The following is an 11,867-nucleotide window of genomic DNA, read 5'->3' on the forward strand; positions in this document are numbered from 1 at the left end:
CTGCCCCCTCGTTGATCTCGGGAGAATGGACGCTAAAACCGGCCCGGTAGGGGCGATTTCCCCGAGATCAACGAAGAGGGGGTAGGGGCCTCGCGCCCGGCAGGCGGGGCCGGGGAACCGCCCGGCTCTGACCGTCGCCGCCATCAACGGCGACCACCCGCACGCCTGGCAGCCGACGACGCTGCACCGCGGGCCGCCGGCCTCTCCTCGTCGCCGCCATCCCGCTCACACTCCGGTGGCCCGCCGCACGGCCGGGGCCCTTGAGCGGGGTACCTGCCCAGCCGTCCGCCCAGAGCCTGAGGGGCCTGCCGCCCGGCAGGCAGGGTTGGGGACCGCCCGGCTGTCTCCGTCGCCGCCAACCTCGGTGACCATCCGCACGCGCCGCGCTCGACAGCGCTGCCGCCAGGACCGCTGGCCTCTTCTCGTCGCTGCCCTCCACGCCACACCCGGACGGCCCGCCGCCCGGCCGGGGCCCTCAAGCGGGGTACCAGCCCAGCCGCCCCTCCCCCCGCGGCGCGGCGTCCGGAAAACCCTTCGACGCTCCGCGGGCCCGGTGGCAGGCTGGCCGCCATGGGCCATATCGATGTCGCGGGCGTGTCCTACCGGCTCCCCGACGGGGGGACGCTGCTGGACGAGGTCTCCTTCCGCGTGGGCGACGGCATGAAGGCGGTGCTCGTCGGCGCCAACGGCAGCGGGAAGACCACTCTGCTGCGCATCATCGCCGGGGACGAGGACGCCCACGAGGGCGCCGTCACCCGCAGCGGGCGCATCGGCGTGATGCGCCAGTTCATCGGCTCCCAGGCGGCCGGTGCGCTGCCCGCCGACGCGACCGTGCGCGACCTGCTGCTGTCGGTGTCCGCGTCCCGGGTGCGGCGCGCCGGGCAGGAGCTGGACGCCGCCGAGCTCGCCATGATGGAGGACGACTCCGAGGCGGTGCAGCTCCGCTACGCCCAGGCCCTGTCCGACTGGTCCGACGCCGGGGGCTACGACGCCGAGGTGCTGTGGGACGTGTGCACCGTGGAGGCGATCGGCGTCCCCTATGCCCGCGCCCACTTCCGCGAGCTGGGCACCCTCTCCGGCGGCGAGCAGAAGCGCCTGGTGCTGGAGGCGCTGCTGCGCGGCCCGGACGACGTGCTGCTGCTGGACGAGCCGGACAACTACCTGGACGTCAACGGCAAGCGATGGCTTGAGGAGCGGCTCCAGAGCACCGCGAAGACCGTCCTGTTCATCAGCCACGACCGCGAACTGCTGGCCGCCACTGCCACGCACGTCGTCACGCTGGAGGGCGGCAAGGGCGCCGGGGCGTCGGCGTGGGTGCACGGCGGCGGCTTCGAGAGCTACCACCGCGCCCGCGAGGACCGCCACGCCCGCTTCGCCGAGCTGCGCCGCCGCTGGGACGAACGCCACACCCAGCTGCGCGAGCTGGTCAAGCGGCTCCGCCAGAAGGCCGCCAACAACGACGACATGGCCAGCCGCTACCGGGCCGCACTGACCCGGCTGGCCCGGTTCGAGGAGGAGGGGCCGCCGCCCGAGCCGCCCAAGGCGCAGCGCATCGACATGCGCCTGCGCGGCGGCCGCACCGGAGTGCGCGCGCTCACCTGCACGGACCTTGAGCTGACCGGCCTGATGCGGCCGTTCTCGGCCGAGGTGTTCTACGGCGAGCGGGTCGGCGTGCTCGGCTCCAACGGCTCGGGCAAGTCGCACTTCCTGAGGCTGCTGGGCGACCCGGACTCGGTGGCGCACACCGGCACCGCCAAGCTGGGCGCGCGCGTGGTGCCCGGCCACTTCGCCCAGACCCACCACCACCCGGAGTGGAACGGGCGCACGCTCGCGGCGATCCTCGAAGAGGACCACGCCATGCCGCTGGACCTGGCCGCACCGGCCCTGCAGCGCTACGAGCTGGTGCACCGGCGCGATACCCGGTTCGACTCCCTGTCCGGCGGCCAGCAGGCGCGCTTCCAGGTGCTCCTGCTGGAGCTGTCCGGCGCCACCATGCTGCTGCTGGACGAGCCCACCGACAACCTGGACGTCGAGTCCGCCGAGGCGCTGGAGGCGGCCCTCGAAGGGTTCGAGGGGACCGTGCTGGCCGTCACGCACGACCGCTGGTTCGCCCGCTCCTTCGACCGCTTCCTGGTGTTCGGCGAGGACGGCGGCGTCTACGCCTCCGACGATCCCGTGTGGGACGAGGGGCGCGTCCGCCGGGCCCGGACCTGAGCAGTGGGACAGAGCACTGCAAAACCCCGCTAGAGTAGTGGGGTAGCGGGACGCCCCGACGGGCGGAACGCGGTGAAGGTCCTGTGGAGCAGTTAGGAGTGCTCGCCACCCTGTCAAGGTGGAGGCCGCGGGTTCAAATCCCGTCAGGACCGCAGGTGGGGCCCGGAACCGGAACGGTTCCGGGCCTTCGTCGTGTGCGGGGCCCTACTCGGCGGCGGTGCGGAACGCCCGGGACGTGTACAGCGCCACCGCCAGCGCCACGGCCGCCAGCAGCACGAACCCGATCGTGTACGCCCCCGTGGCCTGGTAGACGCCGCCCATCACCAGCGGCGGGAAGTAGCCGCCCAGGCCGCCGGCCGCGCCGACCAGCCCGGTCACCGTGCCCACCCGGGAGGGCTCGACCACCTTGGCGACCAGCGCGAACACCCCGCCCGTGCCCAGCCCCAGCGCCAGGGCGATGAGCACGAAGGACAGCCCCGCCGGGAACTCGGCCGGCGGGTGGAACGCCAGCACCACCGCGAACACGCAGGTCCCGATGAACGAGGCCAGGCAGACCCGCACCGGCCCGACGCGGTCGGACAGCGTGCCGCCGACCGGCCGGGCGATGACCGCCACCAGCGCGAACCCGGCGGTGCGCAGCCCGGCGTCGGTCTGGGCGAAGGCGTAGGCGGTGGTCAGCAGCGTCGGCAGGTAGGTGGAGAAGGCCACGAACCCGCCGAAGGCCAGCGCGTAGAGCAGCGACATCTGCCAGGTGGCCTTGAGCCTCATCGCGTCGCGCAGGCGGGGCAGCGCCGGCTCGGAGCTCGGCGCCCAGTCGGGCGCGTTCCGGCTGAACAGCCACATGACCGCGCCCATCACCGCCAGGGCGGCGCACATCGCCAGGTGGGTCGCGAACAGCCCCCAGGCCTGCACCAGCAGCGGGGTGAGGAACGCCGACAGCGCGGTGCCGCCCATCCCGGCCCCGAACACCCCGGTGGCGAACCCCCGCCGGGCGGGCGTGTGCCAGGCGTTGACGAACGGGATGCCCACCGCGAACGAGGTACCGGCGATGCCCAGGAAGAACCCCCACAGCAGCAGCATCGGGTAGGAGCCGCCGGAGAGGCCGACCAGGAACGTCGGGACGATGCTGATGAAGCAGATCGCGGTGAACATGACCCGCCCGCCCAAGCGGTCGGTCAGCGCGCCGACCGGGATCCGGCCCAGCGACCCCACCAGCACCGGCACCGCCACCAGCAGCGACGTCTCCGCCGGGGAGAGCGACAGCCGCTCGGAGTAGGTCTTGGACAGCGGCCCCACCAGGTTCCAGGCCCAGAAGGTGAGCGCGAACGCCGCCGTGGCCAGGGCCAGGTTGCCGCCCGCCGTTCCGCGTGCCACGGCCCGCCCCTCGGTGCTCCTCACGGTCCCGCCCATCCGAACGCCTCCCCCGACGCGCATGAGAATGCAATCAGACTAGGACTCCTCCCCGGCGATTCCGGTGAGGAACGGGACCTGCGCCCCTGGTGTGTCGCGCAAATGCTTTGAGATCTTCACTCGAGGTGATTGCATTCTCCGTGGGCGTTCTCCCGGGAATCCGGAGTGAAGTAAACGGCGGGTGGTATTCGTGTCCAATAATGGTAAATCCGCTGGTGGCAGCGGTTCGGCCGGAGATTTTCTGCTGCGCCTGGGCGCCCATCTGACGCGCACGCCGACCACCGCGGACCTGAGGGCCGAGTTCAAAGCGGGCGGCCGTGATGCGGACGTCTTCTACCGGGACCGGTGGAGCCACGACAAAGTGGTCCGCTCGACCCACGGCGTGAATTGCACCGGGTCGTGCTCGTGGAACGTCTACGTCAAGGACGGGATCATCACCTGGGAGACCCAGGCCACCGACTACCCGTCGGTGGGTCCCGACCGCCCCGAGTACGAGCCGCGCGGCTGCCCCCGCGGCGCCGCGTTCTCCTGGTACACCTACTCGCCCACCCGGGTGCGCCACCCCTACGCCCGCGCCGTGCTCGTCGGCATGTACCGGGAGGCCCGCGAGCGCCTGGGCGACCCCGTCGCCGCCTGGGCCGAGATCACCGGCGACCCCGAGAAGCGGCGCCGCTACCAGTCCGCGCGCGGCAAGGGCGGCCTGGTCCGCGTCACCTGGGACGAGGCCCTGGAGATCGCCGCCGCCGCGCACGTGCACACCATCGCCGCCCACGGGCCGGACCGCATCGCCGGGTTCTCGCCCATCCCCGCCATGTCGCAGGTCTCCCACGGGGTCGGGGCCCGCTTCGTGAACCTGCTCGGCGGCTCCATGCTCTCCTTCTACGACTGGTACGCCGACCTGCCGGTCGCCTCCCCGCACGTGTTCGGCGACCAGACCGACGTGCCCGAGTCGGGCGACTGGTGGGACGCCGCCTACCTGGTGCTGTGGGGCTCCAACGTGCCGGTGACCCGCACCCCCGACGCCCACTGGATGGCCGAGGCCCGCTACCGCGGCCAGAAGGTCGTGGTGGTCGCGCCCGACTACAACGACGCCGCCAAGTTCGCCGACGAGTGGGTGGCGCCCCACCCCGGGACCGACGGTGCGCTGGCCATGGCCATGGGCCACGTGGTGCTGCGCGAGCACTTCGCCGAGCGGCGCACCCCCGCCTTCGACTCCTACGTGCGCACCTACACCGACCTGCCGTTCCTGGTCCGGCTGGAGGAGCGGGACGGCGCCCGCGTCCCCGGCAAGTTCCTCACCGCCGCCGACCTGGAGGCCACCGCGGACGAGGAGAACGCCGCCTTCAAGCCGCTGCTGGTGGACGAGGGGACCGGTGGGGCCTACGTCCCCGACGGCACCCTCGGCCACCGGTGGGGCGGGTCCGGGGCCGGGCGGTGGAACCTGGAGCGCGGGGGCCGCACCCCGCTGCTCACCTTCCACGAGCCGGACGGACCCGCCGCCGAGGTGGTGCTGCCCCGGTTCGACACCCCCGACGGGCACGGGCGCGAGCTGCGCCGCGGCGTCCCGGTGCGCACCGTCGGCGGGCACACGGTCACCACGGTGTTCGACCTGATGATGGCCCAGTACGGGGTGGAGCGGGAGGGGCTGCCGGGCATCTGGCCGGTCGGCTACAACGACCCCACCCAGCCGGCCACCCCCGCCTGGCAGGAGACCGCCACCGGGGTCCCCGCCGACCGGGCGGTGCGCATCGCCCGCGAGTTCGCCGCCACCGCCGAGGCCAGCGGGGGCCGGGCGATGATCGTGCTGGGCGCCGGGACCAACCAGTGGTTCCACGGCGACACCATGTACCGCGCCTTCCTGGGCCTGCTGCTGCTCACCGGCTGCCAGGGGGTGAACGGCGGCGGCTGGGCGCACTACGTGGGCCAGGAGAAGTGCCGGACCAGCGCCGGGTGGGCCGCCTACGCCTCGGCGATGGACTGGACCCGGCCCGCCCGCTTCATGGCCGGGACCGCCTACTGGTACACCCACACCGACCAGTGGCGCTACGACACCTACGGCGCCGACGCCCTGGCCTCGCCGACGGGGCGGGGGGCGGTGGCCGGGCGGCACACCGCCGACCTGGTCGCCGCGTCGGCCCGGATGGGGTGGATGCCCTCCTACCCGACCTTCGACCGCAACCCGCTGCGCCTGGCCCGGCAGGCCCGGGAGGCCGGGAAGGACCCCGCCGAATACGTCGTCGACGAGCTGGAGGCCGGGCGCCTGCGCTTCGCCGCCGAGGATCCCGACGCGCCGGAGAACTGGCCGCGCGTGCTCACCGTGTGGCGGTCCAACCTGCTCGGCTCCTCGGCCAAGGGCAGCGAGTACTTCTCCCGCCACCTGCTGGGCACCGACTCCTCGGTGCAGGGGGAGGAGGCGCGCAACGGCCACCGCCCCAAGGAGGTGGAGTGGCGCGAGGACGCCCCGGTGGGCAAGCTCGACCTCCTGCTCAGCCTGGACTTCCGGATGACCAGCACCACGCTGATGTCCGACATCGTGCTCCCGGCCGCCACCTGGTACGAGAAGCACGACCTGTCCACCACGGACATGCACCCGTTCGTGCACGCCTTCACCCCCGCCATCGACCCGCCGTGGGAGGCGCGCACCGACTTCGACGCCTTCCACGGCCTGGCGCGGGTGTTCAGTGAACTGGCCGAGGACCGCCTGGGCGCCGCCGAGGACGTCGTGGCCGTGCCGCACGCCCACGACACCCCCGGGGAGATGGCCCAGCCCGGCGGCACCGCACCGGACTTCCGGCGCACCGGCGAGCGCCCGGTCCCCGGGCGCACCATGCCCAACCTGGTGGTGGTCGAGCGCGACTACCCGGCCGTGGCCGAGCGCATGGCGGCGCTGGGCCCACTCGCCGAGCGGCTGGGGCTGCCCGTCAAGGGCGTGTCCTTCACCCCCGACCGGGAGGTGGAGTGGCTGCGCGAGCGCAACGGGGCGGTGCGCGGCGGCGTCGCCGACGGCCGTCCGCTGCTGGACAGCGACGTCAAGGCCTGCGAGATGATCCTGGCGCTGTCCGGCACCTCCAACGGGCGCCTGGCCGCCCAGGGGTTCGAGCGGCTCGCCGAGCGCACCGGTACCGACTTCTCCGACCTGATCCACGACGGGGCCGAGCGCCGGGTCGTCTTCTCCGATACCCAGGTCCGCCCCACCCCGGTGGGCGCCAGCCCCGAGTGGTCGGGCAAGGAGGCCCCGGACCGCCGCTACTCGCCGTTCACGGTGAACGTGGAGAACCACAAGCCCTGGCACACCCTCACCGGCCGCCAGCACTTCTACGTCGACCACGACTGGATGCTGGAGTTCGGCGAGGCCCTGCCGGTCTACCGGCCGCCGCTGGACATGCACCGGCTCTTCGGGGAGCCGCGGCTCGGCCCGGACGGGGAGAGGGCGGTGGCGGTGCGCTACCTGACCCCGCACTCCAAGTGGTCCATCCACTCCGAGTACCAGGACAACCTGCTGATGCTCACGCTCTCCCGCGGCGGGCCGGCCCTGTGGATGAGCCCCGCCGACGCCGAGGCCATCGGGGCGCACGACAACGACTGGGTCGAGGCGGTCAACCGCAACGGGGTGATCGCCGCCCGGCTGGTGGTCTCGCACCGCATGCCCGCCGGGACCGTGTACATCTACCACGCCCAGGAGCGGGTGGTGGACATGCCCAAGACCGAGACGACCGGGCGGCGCGGCGGCATCCACAACTCGCTCACCCGCCTGCTGGTCAAGCCCACCCACCTGATCGGCGGTTACGCCCAGTTCAGCTACGCCTTCAACTACATCGGCCCGACCGGGAACCAGCGCGACGAGGTCACCGTCGTGCGCAAGCGCACCGGGGAGGTGCGGTACTGATGGGGCGCGTGATGGCCCAGGTGGCCATGGTGATGAACCTGGACAAGTGCATCGGCTGCCACACCTGCTCGGTCACCTGCAAGCAGGCCTGGACCAACCGCAGCGGGGTCGAGTACGCCTGGTTCAACAACGTGGAGACCCGGCCGGGGCAGGGGTACCCGCGCCGGTGGGAGGACCAGGAGCGGTGGAGGGGCGGGTGGACCCGCACCCGCGGGGGCCGCCTCACGCTGCGGGCCGGGGGCCGCCTGAAGAAGCTGGCCACGCTCTTCGCCAACCCGCTCATGCCCTCCATCCACGACTACTACGAGCCCTGGACCTACGACTACGGGCACCTGATCACCGCGCCGCTGGGCGACGACATCCCGGTGGCGCGGCCGCGGTCCCTGCTCACCGGCGAGCCGATGCAGGTCACCTGGAGCGCCAACTGGGACGACGACCTCGCCGGCGGCCCCGAGCTGGCCGCGCAGGACCCCATCGTGCAGCAGGTGGGGGACCGCGTCAGGCTCGAATTCGAGCAGACCTTCATGTTCTACCTGCCGCGCATCTGCGAGCACTGCCTCAACCCGTCGTGCGTGGCCTCCTGCCCCAGCGGGGCGATGTACAAGCGCGCCGAGGACGGCATCGTCCTGGTCGACCAGGACAAGTGCCGCGGCTGGCGGATGTGCGTCACCGGCTGCCCGTACAAGAAGGTCTACTTCAACCACAAGACCGGCAAGGCCGAGAAGTGCACCCTGTGCTATCCGAGGATCGAGGTGGGCATGCCCACCATCTGCTCGGAGACCTGCGTCGGGCGCCTGCGCTACCTCGGCGTCGTCCTCTACGACGCCGAGCGGGTGGGCGAAGCCGCCGCCGTGGAGGACGAGAAGGACCTCTATCCGGCCCAGCTCGACCTCCTCCTCGACCCGGACGACCCCGACGTGCAGGAGGCCGCCCGCCGCGACGGCATCCCCGACACCTGGCTGGCCTCGGCCCGCCGCTCACCCGTCTACACGCTGATCAAGCGCCACCGCGTGGCCCTGCCGCTGCACCCGGAGTACCGCACCATGCCCATGGTCTGGTACATCCCACCGCTGTCGCCGGTGGTCGAGGCCGTCAGCGGGACCGGCCACGACGGCGAGGACGCCGACAACCTCTTCGGCGCCATCGACACCCTGCGCATTCCCGTCGAATACCTCGCCGAGCTCTTCACCGCCGGGGACCCCGCACCGGTGGAGCGCTCCCTGCGCACCCTGGCCGCCCTGCGCTCCCACATGCGCCGCGTCAACCTCGGCCAGGAGCGCGACCCGTCCATCGCCGAGGCCGCGGGGACCACCGGCGAGGGCCTGGAGGAGCTGTACCGGCTGCTCGCGCTCGCCAAGTACGACGACCGCTACGTCATCCCCACCGCCTACGGCGTCGACGACGCCGACCGCGGGGTGATCGAGGAGATCGGCTGCAGCCTGGACTTCGAGTCCGGGCCGGGCATGGGCGGCATGGGAGCGGCGCACGGCCGCACCCCCGCGCCGCCGTTCGGGGAGGCCTCGGGGCGGCCCGACCCGGCGAGCGTGGAGACCTTCCACGCCCTGCGCACACGCCAGACCAGCGACGCCCCCGCCGACCGCGCCGACCTGAAAGGGCGGGTGAACCTGTTGAACTGGGACGGCAACGGCCGGCCGGAAGGCCTCTTCCCGCCGAAGGAGGAGCCGTGAAGCGCGCGCGGGACACCGCGGTGGTGCGCCGCGCCGCGGCGCTGCTGCTCGACTACCCCGACCGGGCCATGCTGGAGCGCCTTCCGGCGGTACGCGCCGCCGTGGACGAGCTGCCCCGCGGCCCCGCCCGCGACGGCCTCGCCGCGTTCTGCGACTACGCCGTCGGAGCGGAAGCGCTGGAGTTGGGCGCCCACTACGTGGAGACCTTCGACATGCGCCGCCGCCGGGCGCTGCACCTGACCTTCTACACCGACGGCGACACCCGCAGGCGCGGCCACGCCCTGGCCCGCCTGAAGGAGGTGTACGCGGCGCACGGCTGGCGCCTTGGCCCCCACGAGCTGCCCGACCACCTGTGCGTGCTGCTGGAGTTCGCCTCCCGCGGCGACGCCGCGCAGGGGGAGGCGCTGCTCCGCCGCTTCCAGCCCGGCCTGGAGCTGCTCCGGTCGGCGCTGCACCGGCACGGCACCCCCTACGCCGGGGTGCTCGACGCGGTCGCGGCGACCCTGCCGCCCCCGGCCGCCGCCCAGCGCGACGCGGCGCGCCGCCTGGCCGCACAGGGGCCGCCCGCCGAGGACGTGGGCCTCGAAGGCTACGGCGGCAGGGCCCCCGGCAAGGAGGCGCTTCCGTGGCCGACCTGATGCTGTGGGGCGTCCTGCCCTATGTGGTGCTGGTGCTCTTCATCGGCGGGGCCGTCTGGCGGTACCGCTACGACCAGTTCGGCTGGACGACCCGCTCCTCCGAGCTGTACGAGTCGCGGCTGCTGCGGATCGGCAGCCCGCTGTTCCACTTCGGGCTGCTGGTCGTGATCATCGGCCACGGGGTGGGGCTGGTCGTGCCGCGGGACTGGACGCGCGCGGCGGGCGTCTCCGACGCCGCCTACCACGCCCTGGCCCTGGGCCTGGGCGCGGTCGCGGGGGTGTGCACGCTGGCCGGGGTGGCGCTGCTGGTCTGGCGGCGCCGCACCACCGGCCCGGTGTTCAGCGCCACCACCGGCAACGACAAGCTCATGTACGCGGTGCTGGTGCTCGCGATCGCCGCCGGGCTGGCCACCACCCTGGTCTCCACCGCCGCCGAGTTCACCGGGGCGCACGAGCCGGACTACCGCACGACCGTCTCGGTGTGGTGGCGGAGCATCTGGGTGCTCTCCCCGGACGTGGCGGCCATGGCGGCCGCGGGGGCGGCGTTCAAGGTCCACGCCCTGGTGGGCATGGCGCTGTTCGCCGTCTTCCCCTTCACCCGGCTGGTGCACGCATTCAGTGCGCCGTGGTTCTATTTGTTCCGGCCCTACGTCGTCTACCGGTCCCGGAGCGGTCGAACGCCGCCGGCGACCCGGCCGGCGCAAAGGGGATGGAGCCGATGAACGGGGTCGTCATGCCGATGGAACTGCCGTCGATGCCGCTGGAGGAGTGGTCCGGCACCAAGGAGACGCTGCACCGGTTCGAACAGGTCGTGGGCAAGGTGCGGCTCGCCTGCAGTCCGCGGCGCAACCACTGGTGGAACGTGCCGTTCCACCTCACCGGGACGGGCCTGACCACGCGCCCGATGGGGATGGTGGACGGCAACCCGCTGTTCACGGTCGACTTCGACTTCGTGCGGCACCGGCTGGTCGCCTCCACCGAGGAGGGGCGCTCCGCCGCCTTCCCGCTGGCCGGGCACAGCGTCGCCTCGTTCTACCGGGAGCTGCTCAGCGTCCTGGACGGGCTGGGCGTGTACGTGGAGATCCCCCACCCCCACCCCTACGACCTGCCCGACTCCGGCCGCCCCTTCGCCGAGGACACCGAACACGCGGCCTACGACCCGTTCTGGGCGAACCGGTACTGGAGGGTGCTGGGCCGGGTGGGCGGCATCCTGGAGGAGTTCGCCGCCGGGTACTCGGGGAAGACCAGCCCGGTGCACCACTTCTGGCACACCTTCGACATCGCGGTGACGCGCTTCGGCGGCGTCCCCGTCCACCAGCCCGAGGAGGCGGGTCCGCTCATCCGCGAGGCCTACTCCGAGGAGGTGGTCAGCTTCGGCTTCTGGTTCGGCGACGAACGGGTCCCCGAGCCCGCGTTCTACTCCTACACCGCCCCCGAGCCCGAGGGGCTGGACACGGCGCCGCTCCCGGAGGGGGCCCAGTGGGCCGAGAGCGGGCACGGCCACCTGGCGCTGCTGCCCTACGGCCGGGCGCGCGGGGCCGATGACCCGCGGGCGGCGGTGCTCGCCTTCTACCAGGCCGCCTACGAGGCCGGGGCCCCGCTGCTCGGGTGGGACACCGACCGGCTGGCCTGCCCCGACGGGGTGACCGACCCGCACGACAAGCCGAGGAGCGACTGGTGGCGGATGTGAGCCTGACGGTGACCGACGTGCCGTCCCGGCGGCGGTACGAGGCGCGCGATGCCGGAGCCGGCGGGGCGGACGGGACGGTCGCCGGGTTCGCCGAGTACATGCTGGCGGGGGAGATGGTGGTCTTCACCCACACCGAGGTCGACCCGTCCTACGAGGGCAAGGGGGTCGGCAGCGCGCTCGTCCGCGCGTCCCTGGACGACGTGCGCTCGCGCGGCATGGTCGTGCTGCCGCTGTGCCCGTTCTACAAGGGGTGGATCCAGCGCCACCCCGAGTACACGGACCTGGTCTACCAGCGCCCGCCGAGCACGGCCACGGACTGAGGGGGCGGGCCGGCGGAGCGG

8 protein-coding genes and 1 tRNA gene are annotated in these 11,867 nt (G+C 73.0%); 8 read left to right on the forward strand and 1 reads right to left on the reverse strand.

Annotated features, from left to right (window positions below; translation table 11 throughout):
* Positions 1-570 precede the first annotated feature (570 nt).
* Positions 571-2,214: an ABC-F family ATP-binding cassette domain-containing protein gene (locus O4J56_RS06600; protein ID WP_270684370.1), complete on the forward strand. Its 1,644-nt coding sequence runs from the start codon at positions 571-573 to the stop codon at positions 2,212-2,214.
* Positions 2,215-2,291: 77 nt separating this feature from the next.
* Positions 2,292-2,366 (forward strand) — tRNA-Asp (locus O4J56_RS06605).
* A 52-nt stretch (positions 2,367-2,418) separates the two neighbouring features.
* On the opposite strand, the gene O4J56_RS06610 is transcribed toward O4J56_RS06605, so the two are convergent.
* Positions 2,419-3,624 carry an MFS transporter gene (locus O4J56_RS06610; RefSeq protein WP_270684372.1) on the reverse strand — a complete coding sequence of 402 codons (1,206 nt, stop codon included), beginning with the start codon at positions 3,622-3,624 and terminating at the stop codon, positions 2,419-2,421.
* A 190-nt stretch (positions 3,625-3,814) separates the two neighbouring features.
* On the opposite strand from O4J56_RS06610, the gene O4J56_RS06615 reads away from it, so the two are divergent.
* Genes O4J56_RS06615 through O4J56_RS06640 form a run of 6 tightly spaced genes read left to right on the forward strand, consistent with a single transcriptional unit; the run spans position 3,815 to position 11,846 of the window.
* Positions 3,815-7,510, forward strand: a complete 3,696-nt coding sequence (locus O4J56_RS06615) for a nitrate reductase subunit alpha (protein WP_270684499.1) — start codon at positions 3,815-3,817, stop codon at positions 7,508-7,510.
* The gene (gene narH / locus O4J56_RS06620) at positions 7,510-9,198 is read left to right on the forward strand and encodes a nitrate reductase subunit beta (protein WP_270684374.1); all 1,689 of its coding nucleotides are present in this window, start codon (positions 7,510-7,512) and stop codon (positions 9,196-9,198) included. The genes O4J56_RS06615 and narH overlap by 1 nt, the downstream gene beginning before the upstream one ends.
* Entirely contained in the window at positions 9,195-9,836 is a 642-nt protein-coding gene (narJ, locus tag O4J56_RS06625; protein WP_270684375.1) for a nitrate reductase molybdenum cofactor assembly chaperone, read from the forward strand. The genes narH and narJ overlap by 4 nt, the downstream gene beginning before the upstream one ends.
* Positions 9,836-10,558, forward strand: a complete 723-nt coding sequence (narI, locus tag O4J56_RS06630) for a respiratory nitrate reductase subunit gamma (RefSeq protein WP_270684500.1) — start codon at positions 9,836-9,838, stop codon at positions 10,556-10,558. The genes narJ and narI overlap by 1 nt, the downstream gene beginning before the upstream one ends.
* A gap of 17 nt (positions 10,559-10,575) precedes the next feature.
* Positions 10,576-11,526 (forward strand): DUF5996 family protein, encoded by a 951-nt coding sequence (locus tag O4J56_RS06635; protein ID WP_270684501.1) that lies wholly within the window; start codon positions 10,576-10,578, stop codon positions 11,524-11,526.
* Positions 11,514-11,846 carry a GNAT family N-acetyltransferase gene (locus tag O4J56_RS06640; protein WP_270684377.1) on the forward strand — a complete coding sequence of 111 codons (333 nt, stop codon included), beginning with the start codon at positions 11,514-11,516 and terminating at the stop codon, positions 11,844-11,846. Before O4J56_RS06635 ends, O4J56_RS06640 begins: the two co-directional genes overlap by 13 nt.
* The last annotated feature ends 21 nt before the right edge of the window (positions 11,847-11,867 follow it).

Origin of the sequence: Nocardiopsis endophytica (assembly GCF_027706725.1) — a bacterium.
Classification (GTDB): Bacteria; Actinomycetota; Actinomycetes; order Streptosporangiales; family Streptosporangiaceae; genus Nocardiopsis_A; species Nocardiopsis_A endophytica.